This is a genomic window from Desulfogranum aggregans (assembly GCF_055398265.1).
Window position 1 is genome coordinate 3,261,408 of record NZ_AP042447.1, and the last position, 26,611, is coordinate 3,288,018.

Below are 26,611 nucleotides of genomic sequence, written 5' to 3' on the forward strand. Positions count from 1 at the left end.
TCGAAAAAACCGCTTAACCTCGATACAATACCTATAACCAATTCGGGTGAGTTGAGGCAGGTGAAGCAAGGCAAAGGATAGAGGAGGAAGGTGCATGCAGAATAAACGGCTCGGAATCACATTGCTCATTATCATTCCCGGCCTCCTCCTGGTCGGCTCGATATCTCCAACCAGTGGTGCAGGGTGCAAAACCCAACAATGCCACCAGGGAATCGCCGACATCAGGTCAACGGACCATCAAATGATGCAGGCTATCCGCCGCGTCAGCTCCCTGCATGGCGACCCGAACGGTTGCGTGATCTGTCATGGCGGTGACCCCAAAGCTGCAACCGGCAAAGACGCCCACCGTGGCGTTCCCCCAACCCTCCGCGTTGCTCCCGGCCCCAAACAATTCTACCCGGCTCCCGGCTCCATCTGGATCGCCGAATATACCTGCGGTACCTGTCATCCCGGATATGTGTATAGCTCTCAGTTGGGACTGATGAATACGGAAGCCGGCAAAATCCAAGGCAACCTGGCCACCTGGGGTTTTACCGAGATACAGCAGCAGAACGTGCCCTGGGGCAATTACGCGGTACAGGATATAGATTCCCGGCAACCACTCTCAGGCACACCGGCATACAAGGAGTACATGCGCCAACAGATCGCCCTTTATCCCAAACAGTACCCGCTGAAGCTGGACAGTATGCCTGATGCGACCATGGAAGAGATCAATGCCGATCCCAAAAAAGCAGCGCTCACCTATCAGCGCCATACCTGTCAGCGGTGCCATATAGGGGTCAGAGGCAGAGAAAAACGCGGTGACTTCAGGGGAATGGGCTGTGCGGCCTGTCATATTCTTTTCGGCAACGAAGGACTCTACCAGGGAAACGATACCACCATTCCCAAAGATCAGCCCGGGCACCTGCTCACCCATGAGATCGTGGCAACACGGAAGACGGGCGGCATACCGGTGGAAGCATGCTGTTCCTGCCACAATCGCGGAAAACGGATCGGTGTATCCTTTAAGGGGCTGATGGAATTTCCCTATGGTTCACCGTTTGATGCCCAGGGAAGGAGGCAACCCGAACTGCACACCAAAAGTTACCTCTTTCTCTCCGATGATCTCCACCACCAACAGGCCAGTCGCCCAGGTAATCCCAGCGGCGGCATGCTGTGCCAGGATTGTCATACTTCCATCGATGTGCATGGAGACGGCAACATTCACGCTACCACCCTGGCCCACGTGGAAATTGAGTGCTCCGACTGCCACGGTCTGCCGGAACGGTACCCCTGGGAGCTGCCGTTGGGGTATGGCGACGAATTCGAAAGGGAGCTGGAGCAGCGGGGACGCGGGACAGCCCAGACGCGACTGCTGCCAGGAAAAAAATTTGGCTTTCCCTACAAACCGGAAGACGGATTTATCCTGACAGCTCGCGGAAACCCCTTTGGCAATGTTGTGCGCCGGGGCAACAAGGTTATTGTGCATTCCGCCAGCGGCAATGACTTTGAAGTACCGGTCCTGAAGACCCTGGGCACTCAAAAAGGCTGGAAAGCCCCTTCAGCGGAAGTGGCTATGTCCGCTGTGGCCAAGCACATGAGTGCTATGGAGTGTTATACCTGCCACGCCAGCTGGGCGCCACAGTGTTATGGGTGCCACGTCCAGGTCAACTACCAGGCCCAATCAGACACGCCTCCCATGGAGATTGACTGGGTCGCATCCGGCAACGCCCGCAAGCAAAACGGCCAGACCGCCGAATCCGTTCTCGGCTCAGGCGGTATCAAATCACCGGGCGAAGTTTCGGAAACCAGCTCTTACCTCCGCTGGGAGGATCCTGTACTGGGAATCAATGGAGAAGGGCGGATAACGCCGCTCATGCCGGGCTGCCAGGTTACCTACACCATCATTAACGATAAGGGAACCGCCCTGCTCAACAATCAAATCGCCTTCAATGCAACGGAGGCCCAGCAGCTCGGGCAGGGACATGTCCCCCTGGCTATCGATATGGCCCCGGTGCAACCGCATACCGCCCAGCGTAAGGCACGCAGCTGCGAGTCCTGCCATGCCAACCCAAAGGCTGCCGGTTTGGGACTGGGGAACGGCACCTACGGCCTCCGTCAGGGTGAAGATATGGTGATAGACCTTGCGGATGCGACGACCGGAGCAATACTTCCTGTCCAGTACCGCGTCCAGATCCCGGCCATACCTCGCCTGCACGTTGACTGGTCGCAGATTGTTAAGCTGGACGGTACCCAGCTGGCAACAGTAGGTACCCACTGGCCCATGTCCAGAGCCTTCAACCGGCAGGAACTGGATACTGTTCTCCGCGCCGGGACCTGCATGGGGTGTCACCGAAATATGAGCGATACCGAACTATGGCGGAGGGTAGCCACCGACGGCACCATCGACGTCAACGAACACCTGGAAGCCATGAACAAGATGCTACGGTTCATGGCAGAGAAAAACGTAAAACCTGCGGAAATCAAAAACTAAGAGGCATCCTGCCGCCCGGTTTGATCGCCTGCAGGTCAACGCTCCACACTGCGCACGCTCTCCACATGCTATGTGACCAATGCATGACTCTCTTGATCAATGCCCATGCACGGGGTCACTAGACCTCAGCAAAAGGAAACGCGGGGTCATCCAGTAACTTATGCATCCGTTGTTTCTTCTGGGTTTTCTGGCCATGAAACGCCACCAGTTCACCGATGATATCCAACACCCGCTCCTCCTCAACACCAGCGGCGATTCGGCGACCTATTTTGGGGAAGGGGCCTCCCTTTCCGCCGGCAAACACTTCATACCCGTTTCTGGTAGCCATAATTCCAATATCGTTCAGCTTGGCATTGGAACAGCACATGGTGCAGCCTGAAACCGCAAGCTTCACCTTACCTTTGACCTTTTCCAGCTTACCGAAGCGATCCAGTATTTTCTGATTCAATGCCACGGTATCGATGAGGGCCAGGTTGCACTGGTCTTTACCGACACAAACTTTGGGCAGTAGAAATTGTCCTGGACCTTTAAACGCAGCTCCCAACTCGGCAAGTTCCCGCTTCACCTCCGGCGCCAGACTTTCCGGCACATCAGTCAAGCGGAGGTTCTGTGCCGGGGTCAGGTAGACGCCAAGCCCGTGCCGTTCAGCCAGCTGCTGGGCAGCGTGCATTATATCCAGGGGCAGACGGCCTGCCGGTACAAGTACGATTATACCAACTTTTTTTTCTTCACTCATTGCGATTCACGGTATTGTTGTTCTCCGGTCTCCCAGATCAGCACCTCGGGCAGACCACCTGTTTTCCACTATAAAGACATGGCCCGATCCAGTCTACCGGAATGTTTATATCCACCGAAAATCGCACATGGAAAACGCTCACAACACTGCTAGTTGCCAAAGTGTACAGGTGGCCGGGCACCTCCCCCAGACGGAGACTCGCCGATCAGGACGTCGGGGTACCATATGCCCAACGTATTTCTTTTATTTCTTTTTTTTGGGAGAAACATCCTGTTTGTCGGCAAAGTCCGGATAATGTTCGACAAAACAATCCGGACAAATTCCATGGGAAAACCGGACATTTCTGTATTTCTCGAAATATTCCTCTACTCCCTGCCAGTAATGGCGATCGTCCCGCAGCTTTCCGCAATGGGAGCAGATTGGGATGATCTGCCGCAATTGTGCCAGTTCGGTGATGTCTTCCAGGGTCAGGATAATCAGCTCTTTGCTGTTGTAGGAAAATAATGAGCCACTGATCAAAAAGGTATATGCGGTTGGTTTTCCCTCGGTAAGGAGGGTCATATTGGTCATGACGCGAAACTGCTGTTTTTCCGCTGCCACGGTGGAGGCGACATGTCGCAGGAGGCAATCTGCACAGCGCTCGGTTTCACCACAGACATGTTCCGGATGCAGGGAGTTGACGCATTGAATAAACTCGCCGCAGAGAAACTGGCTGAACCCATCATCCTGTCGAGCAAAGAGGTTCCTGGCAGCAGGATTAGCATCAACGATGGTCAGGCTGCGATCGGCAATCAGTACTGGTGCCGGAAAGGCGTCGAGAATAGCGGTAAGATACCCTTCCCCTGCGAACTCGCCACGTTCCTCGCCTGCCCTGGTTCGGCGGGTATGGTTCTTTGCTGACATAGATTTTTCACTGCTCACATAGTTGTATCAAAGGCGGTGTCGGCCAGGCCTTCGGTTGAGATCGCTTCCCAATAGCGATAAAATCCTTCTCTACCAGAGACTTTCAAGTGCTGTCCACTCTTTTCCACATCGGCACCCCCCCTTTGTTCCCTCAGGAGACTCGTGGGACTGTACGCCGGAAGCAGGGTGGTTCTTTTTTCCATCAAAGAGACAACCGACCCGGCGCCCCCAACCTAGCCTGCCGGCTCCCTGTGTCCTGAAAAAGGAAATGACCAATCAATGGAAAAAAAGCAGACGCACGGCCAATTATAGGGTAAGGGGAAGCAATCGTTTCCCACTGTCCAAGGATACCCCCTATGCTACACCTGTGCCCCTGTACCTCCGGCCGGTTGTACTCTGCCTGCTGCCAGCCGTTCCTCGCCGGAACGGCAAAACCTTCCACTGCGCTGGAACTGATGCGCTCACGCTACTGTGCCTATGTCCTTCGCAACACGGAATACATCCTGCAAACCTGGCACCCTGCAACCCGACCGCACACCATTACTCCGGATACTCTTCCGGAATGGACCGCCTTAACCATCCACCATACAGAAAAAGGCGAGCCAGGAGACGTCGAGGGCACCGTTACGTTCACCGCAACCGCACTTATCAATGGCACTACGCACCGCCTGCACGAATCCAGTCGTTTTGTTCAACAGGAGCAGCAGTGGCTCTATGTTGAAGGCGTGGACAACAGTGGTGATCGGTCTCTGCCGGAAGCAGTCCCCCGAAAAAAGACAGGCAGAAACGCACCCTGCCCCTGCGGCAGCGGGAAAAAATTTAAACAATGCTGTGGTCGGTGAAGGAATATGCTCAGTCCAGGAAAGCGCGCCCTCACCGGTTACCTGTTTGCCCTTGGCGCAACCGCTCTGTGGTCGGGCAACTTTATCGTCGCCAGAGGCCTGAGCACTGATGTACCTCCCGTGAGTCTGGCTTTCTGGAGATGGACGGTAGCTGTACTGGTCTTCCTGCCCTTTGCCTACCGGGCGGTGCTCACGGAAAGAATGCTCCTCCTGCAGCATATACGCTACCTTTCTTTGACCGCTTTTTTAGGGGTCACCGTTTTCAACACCCTCATTTACCTTGCCGGACACACCACCAGCGCCCTCAACCTGTCCCTGATCGCCATAACCTTTCCGGTGTTTATCATTGTTTTCTCTCGGTGGCTGTATGGAGAACCGATAACCGGTGCCAAGGTCGCGGGAATCGTCCTGGTTGCCTTGGGCGTGTTGCTGCTGGTTACTCGAGGAGAACTGCAGGTCTTGACCGGGATATCTTTTGCCGTAGGTGACCTGTGGATGCTGGGTGCATCAATAATTTTTGCCGTCTACAGCCTGCTCGTCAGACGGCAGCCGGAGCATATGAGTATCTGGGCTTTTCAACTCAGTACCTTCACTCTCGGCCTGCTTTTTCTTCTACCATTTTTTCTCTGGGAAAGAATGACAGGCCCCGCACCTGCCTGTTCCGCTTCCACCTTCTTCTCCATCCTCTATATAGGAATATTTGCCTCCCTCTGTGCGTTTGTCATGTGGAATAAGGCCATTATCATCATCGGTCCGGCTAAAGCAGGGTTCATATACTATACGATTCCGCTGTTCAGCGGCGTGCTGGCATTTCTTTTTTTGGGCGAAGAAATCGGGATGCTGCATCTAGGCAGTGCGGTGTTGATTGTCTCCGGCATTCTGATCGCCAATCGTCGGCAAACCACCTGATTCAGCAGTGGCTGATCATCCTTCCAGGTGTAACAGGGCTGCCTTCTTTCTGAAATACCCATGACCACCTGGATGCAGGCCAAACCACAGCTCTCTGGTGCACCGCCTTGGAAGGAGGGAACCCGGCGTGCAAGCAAGGCTCCCTCCTGATCCGTGCAGCGAGCCCTCCCTGGAAGAGCTCCCGCCGCCGCGTCTACCCTTGAGGCCGAAAGATGATGCCTTTGTCAACCGCCGCTGCCGTAGCCGTTCCGGTAAGTACCATTGCCTGCTTCAGTTCGGTAAGCAGGGTATCCAGATAGGTTTCCACCCCTGACTGTAACCCTCCCACAGCGGCCACAGAAAACGGACGACCGATCATCACCGCATCCGCTCCCAGGGCAAGCAGTTTCAGCACATCGGCTCCTGAACGTACGCCGCCGTCGGCAAAAACCGTGAGTCGGTCGCCAACCTTGTCCGCAATGACCTCAAGAACATCAGCCGACCCCGGCGCATAGTCGAGGACCCTACCGCCATGATTGGATACCACAATGGCATCTGCACCGGCTTCTGCTGCCAACTCTGCTTCATCGGGCGTCATTACTCCCTTGAGAATAAAGCGCATGCCCACTTCCTGTATCATTTGCGCTAACTTCTCCACCGGCTTGGGGGATACGGGGCGGCCCATCTGCCGCAGTGTAATCAACCCTGCAGCATCAATATCCATACCGATTATCTCGGTCCCGGTGGCCTTGGCCAGTTCCAGTTTTTCGTAAAATTCTTCATCCTCCCACGGCTTGATAAAAGGTATTCCATGACCCTCGGCAGCACTGATAGCTGCATATCCGGCCTGGTAGATAAACTCGGGAACCCCATCCCCTACGCACCCGATGGTACCCTTCGCCCGGCAACCATGGATAATCGCCTGGGCGTACTCCTCTTCACTGATCCCGCCACCCATGTTGAAGGAGACCCCGCCAATGGGCGCGGCAACCACAGGCAGAGCCAACTCTTTGCCAAGCACCGTGACCCGTGTATCCGGCTCGATCACATCATGGATCAGGCGCATGTGAAAGCAGATGCGTTCCAACGCCTTTACATTATTGGCAAACGAACTTCCACTGCCCAGGCCCCCCATGCCGGGGACTTGGCCCGAGCATGCTTTGCCGTTGCAGGTGGGGCACACCTTGCAGTAAGGATCCATCAGTTTTCTTGCATTGTCGCGAATATCCTTCATGTTCCTTTGTCCTCTTCCTTGATCATCGGTGCCCCTGTAGATGCGCGCTCCACGCGGAACGCGCTGTCCTTTGGGCGCCATTCTGGTTTTTTCGGGTATCCATATCTAGAGCAGCCAGCAGAGTGCTTGCTCCCTGATCGCTCAAACGTATGCTCCGGCAACATAGAGATTTCCAGCCGCAGTTGTCAACGCCTTTCCACCGGGGAAGCACTGCGGCCATATCGGCCTCCTTGGGCGCAATCTGCCAGCTCGGAGAGCAGCCGGTTGAAAAATATTGCTTTCCTGAATTATTTTATTGTACAATAATGTTTTATTAAAAACTATTTAGGGTGAACCCGGTACCTGCTCCAAAAGAATAACCAGTCGTCTGCACTTCAGCCACGAGGGGTCTATGCACCAAGCGCTCAACACCTTTGCCAACACCAACCGCGACAGCTTTTACAGCCTCTTTCGTCGATACCAGACCAGCAAAAAACAGCTTTTTCTCGGCAGTGAACTCTGGGATGAGTTTGTCGGCTACTGCAGGGAGACTCAACAGGACACTTTCCTCCAGTCGCCGCTGGCCGAAGCATTGAAAAAAACACAGGAAGCGGCGCTGAACGATACCTGGCTCTATCTGGATATCAGACCGCGGGTAGCGCACTGGACTTACCTCAGATACCACTTTGAATCCATGCGCTTTGAGGAGGTGACCGTCTCGGAATTTCTCGCCTTCAAAGAGCATCTTGTCAACGCCCATTACGACGGGCCAATACTGGAAATAGACTTTGCCCCTTTTGAGCGTGATTTTCCCAAAATGAGTCAGACCCGTTCCATAGGCCATGGGGTGGAGTTTCTTAACCGCAAATTTTCCAGTCGACTGGGGAACAAGCTCAGTAAAGGCGACGACCTGATCTTTTCCTATCTCACTGTCCACGGCTACGGCGGCACCCCCTTCATGATCAACGACAGCATTTCGTCGGTCACTGTCCTGCGCAAGGCGCTGCAGAGGGCTCACGATTACCTGGAGCAGCACCCGGAACATGTCCAATGGCAGGACATGCAGCATGACCTCAGGGCACTTGGTTTTGAACCGGGATGGGGCAGGACACTCCCGCAGGTGAAAACCAGTATGCGCCTGCTGGCCGACTTACTCGAGGCGCCTGATCACCAGAACCTGGAGGCGTTCCTGAGCCGGATCCCCATGATCTTCAATGTGGTCATCCTGTCACCCCACGGCTACTTCGGGCAGAGTAATGTTCTCGGTCTGCCCGATACGGGCGGTCAGGTGGTATACATTCTTGACCAGGTGCGCGCCCTGGAAAAAGAGATGAAAAAACGGATCTACAATCAAGGGCTGGACATCACTCCGCAGATCCTGATCCTCACCCGACTCATCCCTGACGCAGGGAAGACGACCTGCAACATGCCCGAAGAACCAGTCCAGGGAACGGACAACGCCTATATTCTGCGGATCCCTTTTCGCCAGGAGGATGGCACCGTCATACCGCAGTGGATCTCACGTTTTGATATATGGCCCCACCTGGAATCCTTTACCCGGGAGGCGGAAACCGAGGTCCTGGCCAGGCTCGACCGCAGTCCGGACCTGATCATCGGCAACTATTCCGACGGCAACCTTGCCGCCTACCTGATGGCCCGCAGCTTGGGGGTCACCCATTGCACCATCGCCCACGCCCTGGAAAAAACCAAGTATCTCTACTCCGCGCTTTACTGGCAGGATATGGAAAGCCAGTACCATTTTTCCTGCCAGTTTACCGCCGACCTGATCGCTATGAATTCGGCTGATTTCATCATCACTTCCACCTATCAGGAAATTGCCGGTTCCAGTGACATTGTGGGCCAGTACGAAAGCTACACCTCGTTCTCCATGCCAGGACTACAGCGCATTATTCAAGGGATAGATGTCTATGACCCCAAATTCAACATCGTCAGTCCAGGCGCGGAAGAAACGATTTTTTTCCCCTACACGGCAAAGAAAAAGCGGTTATTTGGTCTGCACGAAGAAATAGAACAGTTGGTCTACGGCCAAGATTTCGAGGGCACCAGGGGGCAGCTGGAAAGGCGTGACAGGCCGCTTCTGTTTACCATGGCCCGACTTGATCATATCAAGAACCTCACCGGCTTTGTGGAATGGTATGGCCAGCACCAGGAACTGCAGGAGCTTGCAGATGTCCTGCTTATCGGAGGAACAGTTGACCCCGCCGCCTCCAGCGACAGCGAGGAACAGGAACAGATCGCCCGGATGCACCGCCTCTTTGATCAGTACGCACTTGATGGGTGTGTGCGTTGGGTCGGCCACCGGCTGGATAAAAACCTGACCGGCGAACTCTATCGCTACGTCGCTGACCGACGCGGCGCCTTTGTCCAGCCGGCATTTTTTGAGGCGTTTGGTCTTACGGTCATTGAGGCCATGTCCTCAGGCCTGCCCACCTTTGCCACCTGTTATGGCGGTCCCCTGGAGATCATCGAAAATACGATTTCCGGATACCATATCGATCCCAACAACGGGCTGCAGGCCGCTGACATAATGGCTGGTTTCTTTAAGCAGTGTCAGGCGGATGACCACCATTGGCTGGAGGTCTCAGAAGCTGCCGTGAAAAGGGTAGAGCAACGCTACACCTGGAGGCGCTATGCCAAGCGACTGCTTAGCCTGACCTGCATTTACGGTTTCTGGAAATACGCGACCAACCTCGAAAGGGAAGAGACCCAGCGATACCTGGATATGTTCTATCACCTCCAGTTTCGCCCGCGTGCTGCAGCGGTCAGAAGCCTCCGCTAAAGAAATCCATAGTAGTGCAAGCCATCAATGATACCGGCAGCATAGCTTTCGTCACTGAAATAGATGTTGCGGTTGCCGCGCAGTCTGTCCAGGTCGCTGCTATGATTGCCCACGACCAGCCCTCGTGCATGGCCGGAGAGCATATCCTCATCGTTACCTGAGTCTCCTGCGACCATGACATTACGGACCGGGAAGTCAAACTTGTAGCGAACATAATCAATGGCCTTTCCCTTGGAAGCACGCACCGGCAGGATATCAAGAAACTGACCGTGAGAGTAAATGGCTTTGTTTTTCAGCTTTTCCTCTTTGAGCCGACCGACGATGGCAGCAAGTCGCCCTTCCTTCTCCTCCAGGTAGTAGCTGATTTTATGGCTCCGCTGTCCCTCGGCCTCCTGAAACACCAGATAGTCCAATGCACCCAGGACCTCCTTGATTCGTTCTGGTTTCCACTGCCAGGATATATGCTGTTGCCACCCTTTATCATAGCGTAAATCGGGGCCGTAATAGATCTCCGTTCCGACCGAGCATATAAGGATATCGGGCATGGGGAAGTTATATTCGGTCATGGCCTCAAGGGTCAGTTCAAGACTTCTTCCTGTGGCCACTCCCCACGCAAGATGCTCACTCCGCTCGCTGAGTACCCTGAAGAGTTCCTGCATACTCTGATCATCACCGATAAGGGTATTGTCGATATCAGTTATCAACAGGTGTTTAACGGCCGTAAGCCGCTTACCGTAAGAAGCCCTGCTCGACTCCGCATGCGGTTGCTCCAGTTGCTGGGAAGGATACTTGAGCTGGGGCAGCAGCTCCTGAATCAGCTCCACTGTCCGCTGTGAATGAGCCTGCCAGGAATAATGGGTTCGTACCCCGTTTATCCCATTGTTGGAATACAGCGTCCATTGCTGTTCATCCACCAGGACGTTCAGCAACCCTTCGGCAATTTTCTCCGGATCCGCCGCGTCCACCAGGTATCCGTTTTCGCAGTTGCTGAGGATATCTCTCGGTCCACCGTCATCGGTAGCCACCACTGGCAATCCGCATGCGGAAGCCTCTATGAGTGTCAGACCGAAAGGTTCGGTCAGCGCGGGGTTAACAAAAACCCCCTTACTCTCGGCGCATATCCGGTACAACTCCGGTACTTCCGTAGAAAAATCGTGTTTCTTGGGAATCGCCAGCTTGCCGTAAAGATCATAACGATCCATCTGCAGCAGCATATCAGTGAGTACGTTTTGCTCATTTTCCTCCATAGTGCTGATGTTGCTGCGAATGCCGGCAAAAATGGCAAGGTTGGCTATGGTTCTGAGTTCTTTACTGGTACCGTATGCCTGCAGAAGACCGGAAATATTTTTTCGGTGGTCAGGCCGGCAGAGCGCAAGGATGAACGGCTTGTCGGGTACTGTCCAGAAGCGATGAAGTTCATTGGTCAGCGTAACCCTGGTCTGCTTGATCTCTTCATCCACCAGGTCCCCATCAAACTGAAAGTCGTAGAAGGGATAAAAGGTCTCCAGATCTATACCTGGAGGAATCACCGTCACTCCCTCCCGCCTTGGGGTGGTGTACATCCCATACTGGAGGTCTATCTCCTGCTGGGTGGAGGTGATAATGTGGTCGGCACGACCGATGATCTCCTCTTCCACCTCAATACGCGTCTTGATTTTATACTGCCGGTTGATGCGGTTTTCATTGAGACCATCGCGCAGCAGTTTTTCTCTCTTTGACCGCCCCAGTGAATGGCCGGTAAAGAGGAAGGGGGTATCAAAGGCTGCGGCGAGTTCCATTGCAGCGTAACCGGCATCAGCATAATGCCCATGGAAAATATCGGGAACACGCTGCTGGGAAGTGAGAAAACGAATCGATTTATCGACAAATTTTTCCAGGTGCGGCCACAGCAGTTCCTTGCGGATATATTTTTTCCCTCCAAAAGGTATGCGTACAATGCGGACATTCTCCGTCAACTCCTCGATGGGTTGACTGTACACATCATCCACACTCCGGTCGTCGATGAGCCGGGTGACCAGGTCAACCTGGGCAACATCATCATGCGCCCCCAGAGCCTTGGCGAGTTCCAGCACATATTTCACCTGTCCGCCGGTATCGGCGTCTCGGCCGAGTTCAGGAGCATCGCCCCGAATAAGACCATGAAGACTGATGAGCTGAATGTATAAACCGTGCTGAGTCATGATAAGCTCCCTCCTGCTGTTGGCTGATTGCAGGCAAAAGCGCCGCACCGTATTCCCGGTTTCGAGCACCGTATGCCTTTTTTCTCTTGTCGGCTCAGGAGAATCTTCTCCTGGGGCAACCATGCAGATAGACAAGAAACTTGCCCCGAGGCCGTTCCCCAGAGAGCCAGACTGGAAAAGGTACCTGCATCAGTCAATCAGCGTGTTGAGATAAAGAGTAGTGGAGACACTTGTTTTAGTATTTGACAATATTATATTTTATAATATTGTTTTTATCAATACCTACTACCGCCGGGCACCTACCTCCCGATTTGATGCTACCAACCACCAGGTACACCCTATGTCTTCTCCACAACCGGTTATCTTTGGCGAAACCTTGTTTGACTGCTTCCCGGACGGGGCTGAAGTCCTTGGAGGCGCTCCATTTAATGTTGCCTGGCACCTCCAGGCATTTGGCCTCAAACCGCAACTCATCACCCGGGTCGGTGCTGATGAGAGAGGTCAGCGTATCATTGGTACCCTCACCGAATGGGGAATGGCCACCGACGCCATCCAGATAGATCCGGACCGTTCCACCGGCACAGTATCCGTGACCATGGTCGATGGCGAACCGCATTTCCACATCTCGCCCGACCAGGCATACGGCGCTATTGAGGCAACGCCATTACACTTGTCAGGACCGAACGCTTTACTCTACCACGGCAGCCTGGCCCTGTGGCATAAATCAGCACAGGATGCCCTGAAAAAGGTAAAACACCACTGCTCCTGCCCGCTCTTTATGGATGTCAACCTCAGGAGTCCGTGGTGGCAGCGCAACACGGTCTTGGCTCTTTTGGAAGCAGCCAGGTGGGTAAAAATGAACCTGGATGAGCTCCAGTTACTCTACCCTCATCATCACCATGCGGAAGAACGCATCAAAGAGCTTTTTTCCACCTGTGACCTTGAACTCCTCATCCTGACCAAGGGTGCCCAAGGAGCATCGTGCCACCACCGGAACGGAGAAACCTACCAGGTACGTCCGTCCAACAAGGTGCCTGTTGTTGATACGGTCGGCGCCGGAGATGCCTTGAGCTCGGTCTGTATCCTTGGCCTGATGCAAGGGTGGCCTCTGGAGACCATGCTGGCGCGCGGTCAGCAGTTTGCCTCGCTCATCGTCGGCCGCCAAGGGGCTACCATCAATCACCGCCAACCATATACGGACCTGCTTCACCACTGGTCCAGGGACGACGGATGACAACTTCTCTGGGTGGTCTGGACCTAGCTGTCCCTTCCCATGACCAGATGTTGTTGAAAAAAACTTCGATATTCATCCTCTCGGTGACTCACGTAGAGCAGGGTGCATAACCGATCCGCGGCCACCTGCTCCAACAGGTCAAGCAGACCGTTTCGATTGGCCTGGTCCAGGCCCTGGGTGGGTTCATCAAGAATCAGCAGCCGAGGCACCTTTATAAGTGCGCGGGCAATGAGCAGGAGCCGTTGCTGGGCATAGGTTAGCTGACGAAACGGCTTTTTGGCCATGTCGGTCATCCCCACTCGCCTAAGCCATCTGTGCGCCAACTGCTGCTGCGCCCTGGTCGGCTTTCGGTAGAGGCCGATGGAATCAAAGAGGCCGGAAAGCACCACCTGCAGGCTTGATCCTGGAATATGGTGATTACGGTGAAGATCGGGGCTCACCAGTCCCAGGTGCCGTTTAATATCCCATACCGACTCCCCGCTTCCACGCTGCATTCCAAAGAGGGTCAGCTGGTTGCGGTAACAGAGCGGGTGATCACCGGTAATGAGCTGCACCAGGGTTGACTTCCCGCTCCCGTTGGCACCAGTAATCAAGGTGTGTTCACCATCGTGAACGGTAAGGTTGATACCGCTGAAAACAGGCTGTCCGTCATAGGAGGCAAACCCGTCAACCAGCTGAATCAGCGCCGAATCGGGAGTATCGTCCCTGCTAAGCAGACGCTCCCTCTCCATTTCGGCAACCGAGACCTCCAACTCAGGGCAGGTCTCCTCAAACACCCGGGGAAGCAGCGTCACCACCTCTTCCCTTTTCCCCTGCATGATAATTGACTCACTGGAGAAACCGCCCAGATGGGTGCACCAGCTCGGCAGGTCGATGCTGTTGTTCATGGTGACGATGACCAGCATACCCTGGTCCAACAGCGAAGCAAACAGTCGATCCAAGTCCCTGCAGCTCTCGGGATCAATGCCATCATAGGGGTTCTGCACGACCAGGCACCGAACACCGCGACTGATCTCACTGAGCAGGCAAAGTTTTCTCGATTGGCCGGAACTGAGTTGGCGGTACCCTTTATGTAGCGACCCGGTCATGTTGCAGACAGCAATAAGATCGCAGTATCGGTCAATGTCAGTGATAAAAGCTGCCGCAGGGGTACCTGGATCGATGCGTTGAAGAAAATCTGTGTCATCCCTGCGCAATTCTTCCTCAAACAGTGCCTGCTGCCGCCTGAAGGTAAGCACCCCGATCGACTGCGGAACCGTCCACTCGACGGCGGCCGCACCGGCGGCCGGCTCGGCAATGGTATCTGCAAAGTAATCAACACCCGAAGTATTGGCTCCGAGCAGACACCACCCCTCCCCACCCGAGGCGTGAAAATGGGGAATATGCATTCCCTGTCCCTTGAATTTCTGTATACTGATCATGATTTTTCGTGCACAGGTCAACCTTTTCTTTTGTTCCTGCGGCCGCAGAAGCTATAGTGGTAAGGTACACTTTTTCCACATCGGCATGCACCATGTTTCGTTCCCGTATACGTTCCTTTTTCTTTCCACCGCTCACCAGGGCTGTCGGCCTGCGGATACTCATTGTCGCCCTGGTGAGCCTGGTCGTCTTTCGCTACCTCCTCATCCCTGTACGGGTGGAGGGAAGCAGTATGGAGCCGACCATACGTGACGGCAGTTTTCATTTTTGCTGGCGGCTCAGTTACCTGTACAGTCCGCCCAAGCGGTTTGATATTGTCGCTTTCCGCTTTGCCGGCAGCAGAGTCATGCTCCTGAAGCGAGTTATCGGATTCCCCGGGGAAAGCATAGCCTTTGAGGATGGAAGGCTGCTAATCAACGGACAACCGGTCGAGGAACCTCAACAAATGTATCCTTCGGATTGGACGCTTGCTCCACGGACCGTCAACAAGCATTCACTGTATGTGGTGGGCGATAACCGCGGGGTAGATATGGCGCAGCACCGTTTTGGACAAATTACGAAAAACCGCATCGTCGGAAAGGTGATCTGGTGAAAAAAAACTATGTTCTGGCCGCAGGGGGAGTAGTATGTGTGGCTGTCGTGGTGTGGCTCTTCCTGACCAGTGACGCCAGGCAGGTTCAGCGTCGACTTGACGCACTTTCACAGCTGATAGCCAAACAGGGACAGGAGCAGGGGCTTGAAGCGCTCAGCCGAGCGGCCGAGATCGGCAGCCTCTTTGCCGAACAGTGCTCGCTCAGCCTGGAGGAGTACGGGCAACAGGGAACCTATACCCGCAAGGACATCATCGACAGCGTGTTTATGGCGCGCAATCGCTACCAGGAAATTACCCTTACCTTCTACGACACGCTGATCACCCTCGGTGATAACCGTCAGGCAGAGATACTGGCAACGCTGCACCTCACCACAACAAGCGGTCGCGACACCATGACCGATGTTGGCGAAATAGCCCTACACCTGACCAACATTGATGGTGAATGGCTGATAGACGCTGTAACCCTGGTACAGGTCCTGGAACGCTAGCCCGCCAGGATCACTCCACGTCGTTTTTCCTACCAGAATCCCTGACTCTGCTTGTCCTCATCACTTGCCGCGGCCATATCGCCGATCAATCGTGCGGTCGCAGCATGGTCAAACGGAAAGGCCTGTTCCGGACAGTTCCGGACACACTGCATGCACAGCACACACTTGTCATTGATCAGTGGTACCCCCTCCATGGAAATGGCCTGCACCGGGCAGCACTCCAGACAAACACCGCAACCGGTACAGAGCACATTGTCCGCCTCAAGGGGAGGGCGCGCCGCTTTAGCTCCAGCCAGACTTTTACCGGCGGCATCTGCCCGCAGCCACGGGGAGAGATAGTCCAGTACATCCAGTGCAAGTTCGACTGTTTCGCCCCGCTCCACCTTCTCTACCACGCGGCGTGCCACTGTTCGCACAATGTCCAGGTCTGTCTCGTTGGGATGTCCCTGTACCAGTGGCTGCGGCGCACCCCACATGGAAGAATGGACGGCCAGCACTTTTGCCGCTCCTAGCAGGAGATAGCCCTGCTGGTGAAGCAGCTCGCCCATCTCCACCAGGGCCAGACCGCTGGTCACCCCTCCCCAGGTGACAAAGGGCACCCCGTAGCGAGCCTCTTCCCTGGGCAGACGCCTGATGCACGCCTCCACCAGCGGAACCGCATGATCACAATAGACAGGTGAGCCAATCCAAAGGCAGCATGGCTCCGGTCGGCGGCAATACTCAACCAACCGGTCCACCACCTCCTCTTGTCCCCGGGACAGGTCAAAGAGCACTGCCTCCTGTTGCAGGTCGAGTAACTGGTCTCGGAGAGTACGCGCTACCCGCTCTGTTGAGCCGGCCGGAGAAAAATAGGCGATAGCGTGGGCACAGGGTATACGTTTTCCAACCTTCATACTAGATCTCCTTCAAAATGGCGGACCTGCCGCCGTCTACTAATAATGTGTTTGCGTCCATGCAATGCACGCCGTATTCTTGACGGGCCGAAATAATCTCTACAAACCCAAATGGTCTACTGGGGCATGCTTTTCCCTGTGATGTACACGAACCAGTCGGTGAATCAACGAAAAATCCGCAGGAAACCAATGCATGCCGTGGCGGATTCACCGGTATTATCGGCATCAATCATCACCGCCAGGCTCGCTTCCGCAGGTGGCATGCGCTGGAAAGCCCTGAAGTAGTCATCCACCATGTTCACCGTGAACTCCTGCCAGGCACCAAGACCCTGTTCACCGCGATTGACCGGTATCATCTTTGCTTGTTCGGTAAAAACGTTGGTGATCACCGGTGGCGCATCCTCGCGATTGGCCCAGATATAATTAATGGAGCTGTCTGGAGGGTAAGCGCCGAAGAATAAACGTGCCGCCTCATACTGCAACTTTTTTCCCAACGACGCCTGTTCTGGATCATAGCTGAACAGCACATAAATCCGGGCCGGATAATCATCACCATCCCGTGAACCGCTGTCCCCTTTGCGGTAAATATTACTGACCTTCCACCGCCAGGAGAGATTGGGATAGGCATACACATTGAAGCGGTCCTGAAGGATCAGTGCTGAGGCCCCGGCCCGGGTTTCCATCAGCAGACAGGAATCCTTACCGTGCTGATCCAGGGAATAGCTTGAATGGGTGGCAATCCCGGGAAAGGTATACGGCTTCCACCGCGAAAGCGAGTCAAACTGCTCGTCAAGAAAAACCCCCTCCCCTGCCCATGCGCTCGCCATTGCACCCGGCAACAGATAAAGCAGGGTCATCAGCCCGTGGAGGAGAAAACCCCAGACCGCGCCCCTCACAATTTCCACCCTTGAAAACGTAAAAAACCGGAGAAATTATTCAGATCGGACTGATGACGATACCACGGCTGGAGGCTGGTATAAAAGGGGTTGCCTGTAAGTTCAGTATCCCCAAAATCCTTGTCCATTCCAACCAGCAGGTCAAGACTGGGCAAGCTGAGGAGCAGCATCTCCCACCACTTGACCGCTCCTTTGACATGACCACGCAGCGGCCAGTTGCGATAATACCAGCTGGTCTCCCCTCCATGCGGCAAAGGGAGGTGACGGAGGGAGTGAAGAGAACCTTCCCGAGCATACACCACGGGACGCTGGTCCAGGGACGCCCTGTCCACCACCCGAACATCCATTACCCGGTGCACCTCGGGGCGAACAACGACCTCCACCTGCTCTTGGCGAGTTATCATACCAAGACGAGCTGGCAGCTTTTCCCCATAAACGGACTGATGGTCTGCCGGCCAGTCCTCCGGGTAGAGTGCAGGGTCGAGCCAACCAGTGGGGATAACCGCCACGTAGCAGCCGCAGGTATGCACAGTGGTGATCAGCAGTGGATGATGGTACCCGTCAACGGTTATGATGACCAGCAGTCCCGGATGTTTGCCGGCTGTAAGATGAAAGGGAAAGAGGCTGTGAGGTGTCCGTTCGAAGTGGACCCGATAGATATGGTTGATATAGCTGCCGCGCTCGGTGGTGAATGCTTTGGTTGCCGTGTAAAAGGTCGGAAACGCGCTGTTGATGCCCACCGCTGACTGACCGCCTGCAATGGCGGCCTCTACGGTACCGATCCGGTTAGCGCCATATTGCGTATCATGCAGGGTGAATACTGGTATGGGTCTGTCACCGGCGTTCTCGCCAGCTTGCACGGTTACCGTCTGCTGCTCACTGCCGGGAGCAAGCCGCTGTCCAGCACACCCAGCAAGGATCGAGAGCGCCAAAAAAAGTAGCGTAATGAAGAGATCGGAAAATAGCCGCCGCGATCTTTGCTCAACCATTCAACACCTCACCAGGTTCAGGCAAGGAGCATGGAGTCGAGCGCCAACTCCTCTCCCTGGACTGTGTAAAAACGCTGGAGGAGGTCTTCAACCCCCAGCCTGCTTTTTTCCGAACCCTCCACATCCAGAATAATCTGCCCCTGATGCAGCATAAGCAGTCGGTTTCCGTAGGCGAGTGCATGCTGCATGTTGTGGGTGATCATCATGGTTGTCAGATGCTGCTCACCAACAATAGTATTGGTGAGAGAAAGGATCTGGGCAGCTGTTTTCGGGTCAAGTGCTGCAATATGCTCATCCAGCAGTAATACCTCAGGCTTGATCATGGTCGCCATGAGCATGGTCAGTGCCTGTCGTTGTCCACCGGAAAGCAGGCCAACCGAGTCAAGCAGGCGATCCTCCAGTCCCAGTTTCAGGTGAGCAAGCCCCTGACGAAAGGTTTTCCGGTCCCTTTTTCTCACGCCCTTTCCCAATCCCCTTGATCGCCCGCGCTTCATGGCCAGAGCGAGATTCTGCTCAATGGTTGCGGACGGACAGGTTCCAAGCATCGGGTCCTGAAAAACCCGGCCGATAAATCGCGCCCGCTTATACTCTGGCCAGCGGGTGACATCGCACCCATTGATGGTGATAGTTCCCTGGTCGGGAAAAAAAGAACCGGCAATACAGTTGAGCAGGGTTGACTTGCCGGCACCGTTGGAACCGATCACGGTGATGAAATCACCCTCCCTGATTTCCAGAGAGATGTCTTGCAGCGCATAGACTTCGTTGACACTGCCCTGGTGAAAAAATTTATGACAATGGTTAAGGGAAATCATCGCTGAATCAGCCTTTTTTTAATGTTGGGCGTGATCAGGGCAACAACTACGAGCAGAGCCGTTATCAAGTTTAAATCACTGGGGTTAAAGGAAAATCCACCCAACTCAACTCCCAGGGCCAGGGCAATGGCCAACCGATAGAGGATGGAGCCGAGCAGCGCTGCGATAAAGGCCCTGGCAATGCTGTTTGCCCCGAAAACAGTCTCTCCGATAATCACTGACGCCAAACCGGCAATGATAGTCCCGATGCCCATGCCAACGTCCGCTGCGCCTTGATTTTGCGCCACCAGAGCCCCGCTGAAGGCTACGAGAGCGTTGGACAGCCCGACTCCGAGAATAATGATCAGGTGGGTATTCACCCCAAGGCTGGTGATCATCTGCGGGTTGTCTCCGGTGGCCAGCATGGCTTGCCCAAGCTCTGTACCGAGAAACCAGATCATTGCGCCGGCAACCATAGCCGCGAACCCACCAAAAACCACCAGGCCACCCAGGTGAGGAGGAATGCCAACATTCGTCACCGCATCGAAAACGGTTGCCCTGCCGAGCAGAGCAATATTGGGTCCCCCCATAATCCGAATATTGATCGAATAGAGGGCTATCATGGTCAGAATGGAGGCCAGGAGATGAAGTATCCTGAACTTGGTGTTGAGCACGGCTGTGGCGAGTCCGGCACAGAATCCGGCGCCAAGAGCCAGCAGCAGGGAAAGGTAGGGGTTGAGGCCATGGGATATGGCAACGGCGGAAACAGCGGCTCCCAGCGGAAGGCTGCCGTCAACCGTCAGGTCAGGAAAATCAAGGATGCGGAAGGTGAGGTAGACCCCCATAACCATAATCCCGAACACCAGCCCCTGTTCCACCGCCCCCAACGCAGCATAAAAGGTCATGACCGCACCTGTCAGTTGTAAACCTTCTCTGCCTGTTCGAGTAATGCGGGGGGTGGGACGGCACCCATCTTTTCGGCAAAAACAGCATTGATATGCAACTGGAGGTCCTGCTGAAACTCGACCGGGATACCTGCCGGATCAGCCCCCTGGAGAATGCGCAGGGCCATGGCCCCGGTCTGATAGCCGTGCTTGTAATAATCAAACCCCATGGCTGCAACCGCACCCCTGGCAACAGAGTCAACATCGGCGGCAAAGACCGGAACCTGTTGCTCAATACCTATTTTCAGTACCGATTCCAGGGCGGAGATAATGGTATTATCTGTGGGGATAAACACGGCATCCACCCTTCCCATAAGGCTTTTTGCCGCCTGGTACACATCTGCTGTTTTCGATGCCGTAGCCTCGACCAGGGTAAAGCCCATGGAGTCGCTCAGGCGCCTGATAGCGTCCACCGTAGACGTGGAGTTGGTCTCACCGGCATTATAGAGCACCCCCAGGCGCTTAATGGACGGTTTATAGTCAAAGACCATCTGGATATGTTCTTTTATCGGTAACTGGTCGGATACGCCGGTAATATTTGATCCAGGTTGCTGTAAATTCTTGACAAGACCGGCAGCGATCGGATCGGTGACCGCGGTAAACAGAAAAGGCCGCTGCAATTGCTGAGGAGCTTTGCTCAGCGCCTGGGCGCAGGCCTGTGCCGATGGAGTTGCGATTGCCACGAGAAGGTCTGCCTGCTCCCCCAGCATCTGCTTGGCGATCTGGGTAGCAGTTGCCATGTTGGCCTGGGCATTGTGGACTTTGAAGTCCACTGCAATCTGCTGCTCGGTGAAATAATCCCGCACCCCCTGAGCAACCGCATCCAGGGCCGGATGTTCAACAAACTGGTTCACCGATATGGTGTAGGTTTGGGCCTGCACTGCGTTGACACTGGCTATAAGCAGCAGAAAGATGAGTGTGATACGTTTAATCATGACGTCTCCTTCAAGACAATGGATAATCAGCGGAGTTTGACGCAGGTCAGCTCACTCCCGATTCACGGCAGTTCTTCCCTGCATTGGCTTTATCCTATAATATATTTTCCGCAATGGTAATGGCTTTTTTCACCAGGGTTCCAGCCAACATTCCATACAGCTCCCCTCCTTCCCCAGCGCCTGTGGATCGGCCACCAGGTGTCATCGAGAGTAACTCCTGGTTATTTATTTTTCTTCTGAGCGTTTCTTCTTCTCTGGTGGTAGGTTGACCCGCAATGCCAGCCGTGGGCAGCGGACTGCACCCTCCCCAACTGTTAAGGAGTACCATGAATTTTTATGTTTGCATCGATGACACCGATATGCCGGGAACCAGAGGCACCGGTTGGCTCGTCCAGGAGCTGTGCGAGCACATCGAAGATAATCACCTGGGCACCTGCCTGCCCATCAGCCGTCATCAGCTTTTTGTCCATGAGGATGTTCCCTTTACCTCCCATAATTCTGCCATGTGCTTTGAACTCCACCTTGAGGGGAAGGATATTACACAGGTCATCGATTTTGCGGGCGATTTTTTGGAACACCGAGCGGAACAGGGGGCCGATCCCGGCCTCTGTGTAGCGGCACATGATGCGTGCCTTGACAAGAGTGCGCTAATTGCCTTCGGCCGCAGTGCCAAGGGACAGATAATGCATAAGGAGCAGGCCTATAACCTGGCCCATGCATCCGGAGTCCACCTTTCAGAGCATGGAGGAACCGGCGACGGGATAATCGGCGCCCTGGCCGGCGTAGGGTTACGGATGGCCGGCGACGACGGTCGATACAGAGGCTGGTATCACCTCGGCCTGCCCGGTGAAAGCCTGACCGTTGGCGAACTGTGCAGCTACCCCTTTGTTGACGTCGTCACCACCACTGACGGTGCCTGTTTGCATGAACAAGCCGTCATTACGATCGGATCGGAAAAAATTAAAACCATCCGTTCCAACAACAGCCAGGTGATTATGGTCACCCCTCTGGAAAACGACGACCAAGGAACCGCCCGCTACCGCACTATCACTCACCGGGAAGCCAAACAGTATTAAGCCGGCCAACCCAGTTTGCAACCGCCGGAAAGGATCTCCGGGTTCTTTCCGGTACGCCAGCTCCATGCCGCGTCCACCACGGTTGCCGTCGAGGTGACTGCAATCACTGTTGCGACGGCTGTACTCCGTTTACCCGCACCTTGCGATTCACACCCCGACATTGTTGTAGCCACTGGTACCTGAATTCCCTATCGTTTGAAAGCATCTGCGTCTGATCATTGCAGTCAATGGTCGGTGCACAGCCGGCAAGCAAGACCATACATATTGCCAACAGATAACGCATACATCCTCCTTTTCTGGTTCACTTGGTCACAGCATTCGCCGATACCCCACCACCACTCCCTTGGTTCAGTCCCTACTGCATGGGGAAGCAAACACTCTCAGCAGCCTTGCTCGCTCCAGGGTTCATACTTACTCCTTTTCTACACAGACCAACGAGCGAGTGAATCACCGAACAGGAGGAGAAGAAATGGGTTTTCGAATAGAGCATGACACCATGGGAGAAATTGCGGTCCCTGCCGATAAATTATGGGGCGCCCAAACCCAACGAAGCCTCGAAAACTTTCATATTGGCAATGAAAAGATACCGTTGGAGCTGATTTACGGTTACGCCAGGTTAAAAAAAGCGTGCGCTGTTGTCAACCGTCGCCATGGACTGTTGGATACCCCCATTGCCCGACTCATCGAACAAGCCTGTGACGAAATTCTCACCGGTTCCCTTGACCACCACTTCCCTCTCTCTGTATGGCAGACAGGAAGCGGTACCCAGACCAACATGAACCTTAATGAAGTTATTGCCAATCGTGCCATTCAGCTGGCCCGACAAGAATCCACCCCTGTTCTTGATATTCACCCTAACGATCACGTGAATCGCTCGCAGAGTTCCAACGACACCTTCCCCACAGCAATGCACATTGCTGCCGTGTATGCTTTGGAAGAGGAGCTGCTGCCGGTGCTGCGAAAATTTCTCCACACCCTGGGAGAAAAAAGTGAAAAATTTGCCGCAGTCATCAAAATAGGTAGAACTCACCTGCAGGACGCCACCCCCCTCACCCTGGGACAGGAAATTAGCGGCTGGCAGGCGATGATCGCCTCAAACATGCACCAGATCGATCAGGGACTGGTCAGACTTCATTCCCTGGCCATCGGCGGAACAGCCGTGGGCACAGGGCTCAACGCACCGGCTGGATTCGGAAAAGAGGTCGCAGCAGAACTCGCCCGCCAAACCGATAAGCCTTTCACGGTCACCGCCAACACCTTTCACGGGCTTACTTCCCATGACCAGCTCGTCTTTGCCAGCGGCGCCGTCAAAGCGCTGGCCGCTAACATGATGAAAATCGCCAATGATGTCCGTTGGCTCGCCAGTGGTCCGCGGTGCGGTATCGGAGAAATTCGCATTCCGGCAAACGAACCCGGCAGCTCCATTATGCCCGGCAAAGTCAATCCCACCCAAGCTGAAGCGGTTACCATGGCCGCCTGTCAGGTATTCGGAAATGATGCCACCATAGGGTTTGCCGCCAGCCAGGGCAATTTTGAGCTCAATGTCTTTAAACCGGTCATTATCTACAACTTCCTCCAGTCCGTGCAGCTCATGGCTGATGCCATTGGCTCGTTTAACAGCCATTGCGTTGCCGGTATCGAGGCCCAGGAAGAGCCCATTCGCCATTACCTGCACAACTCGCTGATGCTGGTAACGGCACTCAACCCGCATATAGGGTACGAAAAGGCGGCGCTGATCGCCAAAAAAGCCCACCAGGAAAATCTCTCTCTCAAGGAAGCCGCCGTTTCCTTGGGACTGTTAACCGCAGAACAGTTTGATCTTTACGTTGACCCGGCAAAAATGGTCAGCATATCTTAAGCTTGCCGATGCAACAGAGTGCATCGCCCCCGGCCTGTTGTCTGCAGGTGGCAGACACTGGAATTCTTGCCTGCATTCTGCTATGGTGACTGGTATGGCATTCTCTACTCCCCACCAACTTTAACCAAGGTGCCGATAATGACTATCGACTGGGCTTACCTGCGGAAGGGCTGAGCATCGTGCAATAAAGCACAGGCTGTGTTTACCGCAAAAAAAATCTCACCAACGGATATAACCGATGCACGAAAGGAAAAAATAGAAGGGGAAGACGCCTGGAGCCTGCTCCAGAGTGCGGACGAGATTGTTGTCGGTCGCGGAAAAAAGTTTTCAGTGTTTGCACCGGCAACTGATGATCGCGAGACCATTCTTCAACAGTGCCTCGGCCGGACCGGAAACCTTCGTGCACCAGCCCTGAAAATCGGCAACCGCTTGATCATCGGCTACAACGACGAAATGTACAACCAATTTGTAGGATAGACCATGGAATCCCCCCTGGAACAGCAACTGCAGCAGCGGCTGCAGGCCATCAACCAACAGGGCCAGTTGCGCAAGGTTATCCCCCTTCGCCATCGCGACCGAGGATGCGTTGAAATTGAGCAAACAAACTATCTCAACCTGGCCGGTAATGACTACCTGGGTCTGGCGACCAACCGTGAGTTGCACCGGCGGTTTTTCGCCGGAATGACGCCGGATAACATGCTTGAATCCTATGGCATGGGCAGCACCGCTTCCCGGCTCATGACCGGCAATACCCTGCCCTACAAACGTCTTGAACAGGGGCTGAAGGATCTGTACGGAACCGAGGCCGCCCTTGTTTTCAACTCGGGGTACCACCTCAACATCGGCATTCTGCCGGCCCTGGCAGAAAAACAGGATTTGATCCTGGCTGACAAGCTCTGCCATGCCAGCCTCATTGACGGAATGCGTCTTTCCCGAGCCAAGGTTACCCGCTATCCGCATCTGGACTACGACGCTATCGAACGTATTCTTACTAAAGAACGAGCATCGTATCGTCAGGTCTACATCGTCACGGAATCCATTTTCAGCATGGACGGTGATGAGGCAGACCTTGCCCGCCTGGTGGAGATCAAAAATCGATGGCAGGCGGTGCTCTACGTGGACGACGCACACGGGGCAGGTATTCGCGGTCAAACAGGTTGCGGACTGGCAGAGGAATACGGCGTGCAGAAAGAGGTTGAGTTGTTGACCGGAACCTTCGGCAAGGCCTACGGTGCCCAGGGGGCCTTTATCGTCTGTACCAGGCAGATGGCTGACTACCTGCTCAATACTGCCCGATCACAGATTTTTACCACCGGCTTACCACCAATCAATGCCCATTGGCTCTGTTGTATTCTGGAACAGATCCCAACCTTGACAGCTGAACGGTCACAGGTTGCAGTTCTGGCCGACCGGTTGCGTGAAGAGCTGACCCAGGCCGGATTAACCACTTTTGGTTCAAGCAATATCGTGCCGGTGATGATTGGCGATGCCGCGCTTGCCGTGGCCACGGCCGAAAAGGTCTGCACTGAAGGGTTTTGGGTCAAAGCCGTACGGCCGCCGACAGTACCTGCCAACACCTCCCGTCTGCGTCTCAGCCTCAATGCGGCCATGGAATGGAGCCAGCTGGCACCGCTGCCAGGCATTATTGCCAGGGCCCTGGCAACGGCTTAATATGCACTCCAGCTGGCTGCACAGAAGCGGCGCACCTGCCTGCATCCTTTTCTTTGCCGGATGGGGAATGGACAGGACACCTTTTGTCTCTATCCCCAACGACGGCTATGACATTCTGATGGTGTATGATTACAACCAGTTGAGCACCTCTTTTCTCAAGCAGGTCGAGGAGTACAGAGCGTGTCACCTGGTTGCCTGGTCAATGGGTGTTTGGGTGGCCGGTCACCTTGTCGGCGAGCAGCAGGAACGCTTCCTCACCCGTACAGCCATCGGTGGCACCCTGGATCCCATTGACGAAATCAAAGGCATTCCTCCAGAGAGTTACAATGCTATTCTTCGCGCTTTTTCCCGGAAAAGGCTCGATGACTTTCTCTGCTCCATGTTCACTGACAGGGAGCAGGAACAACGTTTTTTTACCCATCGCCCCTTGCGCGATGCGGGTAACCTTGCAGCGGAACTGGCGGCCTTCAAGTACCATTACCAGACCCATGGTACGGCTGCCGATATCTATACTGCAAAAATCGTTACCAGCCGGGACCGGGTTTTTCCCCTGAAAAATCAGCTCCGTGCCTGGGGAAAAAAGAAGAGCACAGTGCGCAAATTCCCTCATTTTCCATTTTTCGACCTTTCCGGATGGTCTGCACTCCTCCCCAACTGATTGCACCGTTTCTTACCAAAGTGCAATACCACCTGCAAAATATTACAAAATAGTTATATTTATAATTGTCGAGTTCACGCATATGTGCTAGGAGTAAGGACCGTTTGACCAGGGAACCCGGCGTGCAGGAAA

25 protein-coding genes and 1 pseudogene are annotated in these 26,611 nt (G+C 54.5%); 12 read left to right on the forward strand and 14 right to left on the reverse strand.

Annotated elements, in window-relative coordinates; all coding sequences use genetic code 11:
* Positions 1-94: 94 nt before the first annotated feature.
* Positions 95-2,473 carry a cytochrome C gene (locus ACZ52Z_RS14360; RefSeq protein ID WP_464267464.1) on the forward strand — a complete coding sequence of 793 codons (2,379 nt, stop codon included), beginning with the start codon at positions 95-97 and terminating at the stop codon, positions 2,471-2,473.
* A gap of 118 nt (positions 2,474-2,591) precedes the next feature.
* Here the strand turns inward: ACZ52Z_RS14360 and ACZ52Z_RS14365 are convergent, their stop codons facing one another.
* The 3 genes from ACZ52Z_RS14365 to ACZ52Z_RS14375 all read right to left on the reverse strand — a co-directional run bounded on the left by ACZ52Z_RS14365 (position 2,592) and on the right by ACZ52Z_RS14375 (position 4,315).
* Positions 2,592-3,209 (reverse strand): nitrite reductase, encoded by a 618-nt coding sequence (locus ACZ52Z_RS14365; protein ID WP_464267465.1) that lies wholly within the window; start codon positions 3,207-3,209, stop codon positions 2,592-2,594.
* A gap of 243 nt (positions 3,210-3,452) precedes the next feature.
* Positions 3,453-4,112, reverse strand: coding sequence for a PAS domain-containing protein (locus ACZ52Z_RS14370; RefSeq protein ID WP_464267466.1), 660 nt, complete (start codon positions 4,110-4,112; stop codon positions 3,453-3,455).
* 14 nt (positions 4,113-4,126) lie between these two features.
* Complete coding sequence (locus tag ACZ52Z_RS14375; RefSeq protein ID WP_464267467.1) at positions 4,127-4,315, reverse strand: hypothetical protein; 189 nt, start codon at positions 4,313-4,315, stop codon at positions 4,127-4,129.
* Between the two features lie 153 nt (positions 4,316-4,468).
* On the opposite strand from ACZ52Z_RS14375, the gene ACZ52Z_RS14380 reads away from it, so the two are divergent.
* Complete coding sequence (locus ACZ52Z_RS14380) at positions 4,469-4,954, forward strand: YchJ family protein (protein WP_464267468.1); 486 nt, start codon at positions 4,469-4,471, stop codon at positions 4,952-4,954.
* A gap of 6 nt (positions 4,955-4,960) precedes the next feature.
* Complete coding sequence (locus ACZ52Z_RS14385) at positions 4,961-5,863, forward strand: DMT family transporter (protein ID WP_464267469.1); 903 nt, start codon at positions 4,961-4,963, stop codon at positions 5,861-5,863.
* Between the two features lie 193 nt (positions 5,864-6,056).
* Here ACZ52Z_RS14385 and ACZ52Z_RS14390 read toward each other — a convergent pair whose 3' ends face one another.
* Positions 6,057-7,076, reverse strand: a complete 1,020-nt coding sequence (locus tag ACZ52Z_RS14390; RefSeq protein WP_464267470.1) for an alpha-hydroxy-acid oxidizing protein — start codon at positions 7,074-7,076, stop codon at positions 6,057-6,059.
* Between the two features lie 391 nt (positions 7,077-7,467).
* Between ACZ52Z_RS14390 and ACZ52Z_RS14395 the strand changes: the two genes are divergently transcribed.
* Entirely contained in the window at positions 7,468-9,855 is a 2,388-nt protein-coding gene (locus ACZ52Z_RS14395; protein ID WP_464267471.1) for a sucrose synthase, read from the forward strand.
* On the opposite strand, the gene ACZ52Z_RS14400 is transcribed toward ACZ52Z_RS14395, so the two are convergent.
* Positions 9,852-12,035, reverse strand: coding sequence for an HAD-IIB family hydrolase (locus tag ACZ52Z_RS14400; RefSeq protein WP_464267472.1), 2,184 nt, complete (start codon positions 12,033-12,035; stop codon positions 9,852-9,854). The two genes, ACZ52Z_RS14395 and ACZ52Z_RS14400, sit on opposite strands and share 4 nt — an antisense overlap.
* Positions 12,036-12,375: 340 nt before the next feature.
* Between ACZ52Z_RS14400 and ACZ52Z_RS14405 the strand changes: the two genes are divergently transcribed.
* Positions 12,376-13,269 (forward strand): PfkB family carbohydrate kinase, encoded by an 894-nt coding sequence (locus tag ACZ52Z_RS14405; RefSeq protein WP_464267473.1) that lies wholly within the window; start codon positions 12,376-12,378, stop codon positions 13,267-13,269.
* 23 nt (positions 13,270-13,292) lie between these two features.
* Here the strand turns inward: ACZ52Z_RS14405 and ACZ52Z_RS14410 are convergent, their stop codons facing one another.
* Positions 13,293-14,690: an ATP-binding cassette domain-containing protein gene (locus tag ACZ52Z_RS14410; RefSeq protein ID WP_464267474.1), complete on the reverse strand. Its 1,398-nt coding sequence runs from the start codon at positions 14,688-14,690 to the stop codon at positions 13,293-13,295.
* Between the two features lie 8 nt (positions 14,691-14,698).
* On the opposite strand from ACZ52Z_RS14410, the gene lepB reads away from it, so the two are divergent.
* Both lepB and ACZ52Z_RS14420 read left to right on the forward strand, forming a co-directional pair.
* Complete coding sequence (gene lepB / locus ACZ52Z_RS14415) at positions 14,699-15,280, forward strand: signal peptidase I (RefSeq protein ID WP_464267475.1); 582 nt, start codon at positions 14,699-14,701, stop codon at positions 15,278-15,280.
* Positions 15,277-15,768 (forward strand): hypothetical protein, encoded by a 492-nt coding sequence (locus ACZ52Z_RS14420; RefSeq protein ID WP_464267476.1) that lies wholly within the window; start codon positions 15,277-15,279, stop codon positions 15,766-15,768. Before lepB ends, ACZ52Z_RS14420 begins: the two co-directional genes overlap by 4 nt.
* A 29-nt stretch (positions 15,769-15,797) precedes the next feature.
* On the opposite strand, the gene ACZ52Z_RS14425 is transcribed toward ACZ52Z_RS14420, so the two are convergent.
* The 7 genes from ACZ52Z_RS14425 to ACZ52Z_RS14455 form a co-directional block, all read right to left on the reverse strand.
* On the reverse strand, positions 15,798-16,661 hold the full coding sequence (locus ACZ52Z_RS14425) for an EFR1 family ferrodoxin (protein ID WP_464267477.1): 864 nt from the start codon (positions 16,659-16,661) through the stop codon (positions 15,798-15,800).
* Positions 16,662-16,825: 164 nt separating this feature from the next.
* Positions 16,826-17,557 (reverse strand): DUF3047 domain-containing protein, encoded by a 732-nt coding sequence (locus ACZ52Z_RS14430; protein ID WP_464267478.1) that lies wholly within the window; start codon positions 17,555-17,557, stop codon positions 16,826-16,828.
* Positions 17,554-18,546 carry a hypothetical protein gene (locus ACZ52Z_RS14435; RefSeq protein WP_464267479.1) on the reverse strand — a complete coding sequence of 331 codons (993 nt, stop codon included), beginning with the start codon at positions 18,544-18,546 and terminating at the stop codon, positions 17,554-17,556. The genes ACZ52Z_RS14430 and ACZ52Z_RS14435 overlap by 4 nt, the downstream gene beginning before the upstream one ends.
* Before the next feature lie 17 nt (positions 18,547-18,563).
* Positions 18,564-19,358, reverse strand: a complete 795-nt coding sequence (locus ACZ52Z_RS14440) for an ABC transporter ATP-binding protein (RefSeq protein ID WP_464267480.1) — start codon at positions 19,356-19,358, stop codon at positions 18,564-18,566.
* Positions 19,355-20,242 carry an ABC transporter permease gene (locus ACZ52Z_RS14445; protein ID WP_464267481.1) on the reverse strand — a complete coding sequence of 296 codons (888 nt, stop codon included), beginning with the start codon at positions 20,240-20,242 and terminating at the stop codon, positions 19,355-19,357. Before ACZ52Z_RS14445 ends, ACZ52Z_RS14440 begins: the two co-directional genes overlap by 4 nt.
* A gap of 11 nt (positions 20,243-20,253) precedes the next feature.
* Positions 20,254-21,216, reverse strand: a complete 963-nt coding sequence (locus ACZ52Z_RS14450) for an ABC transporter substrate-binding protein (protein ID WP_464267482.1) — start codon at positions 21,214-21,216, stop codon at positions 20,254-20,256.
* Between the two features lie 94 nt (positions 21,217-21,310).
* Positions 21,311-21,544, reverse strand: coding sequence for a hypothetical protein (locus ACZ52Z_RS14455; RefSeq protein WP_464267483.1), 234 nt, complete (start codon positions 21,542-21,544; stop codon positions 21,311-21,313).
* Here ACZ52Z_RS14455 and ACZ52Z_RS14460 point away from each other — a divergent pair.
* The gene (locus ACZ52Z_RS14460; RefSeq protein WP_464267484.1) at positions 21,543-22,292 is read left to right on the forward strand and encodes a hypothetical protein; all 750 of its coding nucleotides are present in this window, start codon (positions 21,543-21,545) and stop codon (positions 22,290-22,292) included. The two genes, ACZ52Z_RS14455 and ACZ52Z_RS14460, sit on opposite strands and share 2 nt — an antisense overlap.
* A 103-nt stretch (positions 22,293-22,395) precedes the next feature.
* Here ACZ52Z_RS14460 and ACZ52Z_RS14465 read toward each other — a convergent pair whose 3' ends face one another.
* Positions 22,396-22,575 carry a hypothetical protein gene (locus ACZ52Z_RS14465; protein ID WP_464267485.1) on the reverse strand — a complete coding sequence of 60 codons (180 nt, stop codon included), beginning with the start codon at positions 22,573-22,575 and terminating at the stop codon, positions 22,396-22,398.
* Between the two features lie 186 nt (positions 22,576-22,761).
* Here ACZ52Z_RS14465 and fumC point away from each other — a divergent pair, with 186 nt between their 5' ends.
* The 4 genes and pseudogenes from fumC (at position 22,762) to ACZ52Z_RS14485 (ending at position 26,479) form a co-directional block, all read left to right on the forward strand.
* Positions 22,762-24,150: a class II fumarate hydratase gene (gene fumC, locus ACZ52Z_RS14470; protein ID WP_464267486.1), complete on the forward strand. Its 1,389-nt coding sequence runs from the start codon at positions 22,762-22,764 to the stop codon at positions 24,148-24,150.
* Between the two features lie 189 nt (positions 24,151-24,339).
* Positions 24,340-24,627: pseudogene (locus ACZ52Z_RS14475) on the forward strand (ArsC family (seleno)protein); the annotation flags it as partial.
* Between the two features lie 3 nt (positions 24,628-24,630).
* Positions 24,631-25,821, forward strand: coding sequence for an aminotransferase class I/II-fold pyridoxal phosphate-dependent enzyme (locus ACZ52Z_RS14480; RefSeq protein ID WP_464267487.1), 1,191 nt, complete (start codon positions 24,631-24,633; stop codon positions 25,819-25,821).
* Position 25,822: 1 nt separating this feature from the next.
* Positions 25,823-26,479, forward strand: coding sequence for a pimeloyl-ACP methyl esterase BioG family protein (locus ACZ52Z_RS14485; protein ID WP_464267488.1), 657 nt, complete (start codon positions 25,823-25,825; stop codon positions 26,477-26,479).
* The last annotated feature ends 132 nt before the right edge of the window (positions 26,480-26,611 follow it).

Excerpts from the sequence above, each read along its gene's own strand:
- ACZ52Z_RS14360 (WP_464267464.1), top strand. The coding sequence starts at position 95 with ATGCAGAATAAACGGCTCGGAATCACATTGCTCATTATCATTCCCGGC.
- ACZ52Z_RS14365 (WP_464267465.1), bottom strand. The coding sequence starts at position 3,209 with ATGAGTGAAGAAAAAAAAGTTGGTATAATCGTACTTGTACCGGCAGGC.
- ACZ52Z_RS14370 (WP_464267466.1), bottom strand. The coding sequence starts at position 4,112 with ATGTCAGCAAAGAACCATACCCGCCGAACCAGGGCAGGCGAGGAACGT.
- ACZ52Z_RS14375 (WP_464267467.1), bottom strand. The coding sequence starts at position 4,315 with ATGGAAAAAAGAACCACCCTGCTTCCGGCGTACAGTCCCACGAGTCTC.
- ACZ52Z_RS14380 (WP_464267468.1), top strand. The coding sequence starts at position 4,469 with ATGCTACACCTGTGCCCCTGTACCTCCGGCCGGTTGTACTCTGCCTGC.
- ACZ52Z_RS14385 (WP_464267469.1), top strand. The coding sequence starts at position 4,961 with ATGCTCAGTCCAGGAAAGCGCGCCCTCACCGGTTACCTGTTTGCCCTT.
- ACZ52Z_RS14390 (WP_464267470.1), bottom strand. The coding sequence starts at position 7,076 with ATGAAGGATATTCGCGACAATGCAAGAAAACTGATGGATCCTTACTGC.
- ACZ52Z_RS14395 (WP_464267471.1), top strand. The coding sequence starts at position 7,468 with ATGCACCAAGCGCTCAACACCTTTGCCAACACCAACCGCGACAGCTTT.
- ACZ52Z_RS14400 (WP_464267472.1), bottom strand. The coding sequence starts at position 12,035 with ATGACTCAGCACGGTTTATACATTCAGCTCATCAGTCTTCATGGTCTT.
- ACZ52Z_RS14405 (WP_464267473.1), top strand. The coding sequence starts at position 12,376 with ATGTCTTCTCCACAACCGGTTATCTTTGGCGAAACCTTGTTTGACTGC.
- ACZ52Z_RS14410 (WP_464267474.1), bottom strand. The coding sequence starts at position 14,690 with ATGATCAGTATACAGAAATTCAAGGGACAGGGAATGCATATTCCCCAT.
- ACZ52Z_RS14425 (WP_464267477.1), bottom strand. The coding sequence starts at position 16,661 with ATGAAGGTTGGAAAACGTATACCCTGTGCCCACGCTATCGCCTATTTT.
- ACZ52Z_RS14435 (WP_464267479.1), bottom strand. The coding sequence starts at position 18,546 with ATGGTTGAGCAAAGATCGCGGCGGCTATTTTCCGATCTCTTCATTACG.
- ACZ52Z_RS14440 (WP_464267480.1), bottom strand. The coding sequence starts at position 19,358 with ATGATTTCCCTTAACCATTGTCATAAATTTTTTCACCAGGGCAGTGTC.
- ACZ52Z_RS14445 (WP_464267481.1), bottom strand. The coding sequence starts at position 20,242 with ATGACCTTTTATGCTGCGTTGGGGGCGGTGGAACAGGGGCTGGTGTTC.
- ACZ52Z_RS14450 (WP_464267482.1), bottom strand. The coding sequence starts at position 21,216 with ATGATTAAACGTATCACACTCATCTTTCTGCTGCTTATAGCCAGTGTC.
- ACZ52Z_RS14460 (WP_464267484.1), top strand. The coding sequence starts at position 21,543 with ATGAATTTTTATGTTTGCATCGATGACACCGATATGCCGGGAACCAGA.
- ACZ52Z_RS14455 (WP_464267483.1), bottom strand. The coding sequence starts at position 21,544 with ATGGTACTCCTTAACAGTTGGGGAGGGTGCAGTCCGCTGCCCACGGCT.
- ACZ52Z_RS14465 (WP_464267485.1), bottom strand. The coding sequence starts at position 22,575 with ATGCGTTATCTGTTGGCAATATGTATGGTCTTGCTTGCCGGCTGTGCA.
- fumC (WP_464267486.1), top strand. The coding sequence starts at position 22,762 with ATGGGTTTTCGAATAGAGCATGACACCATGGGAGAAATTGCGGTCCCT.
- ACZ52Z_RS14480 (WP_464267487.1), top strand. The coding sequence starts at position 24,631 with ATGGAATCCCCCCTGGAACAGCAACTGCAGCAGCGGCTGCAGGCCATC.
- ACZ52Z_RS14485 (WP_464267488.1), top strand. The coding sequence starts at position 25,823 with ATGCACTCCAGCTGGCTGCACAGAAGCGGCGCACCTGCCTGCATCCTT.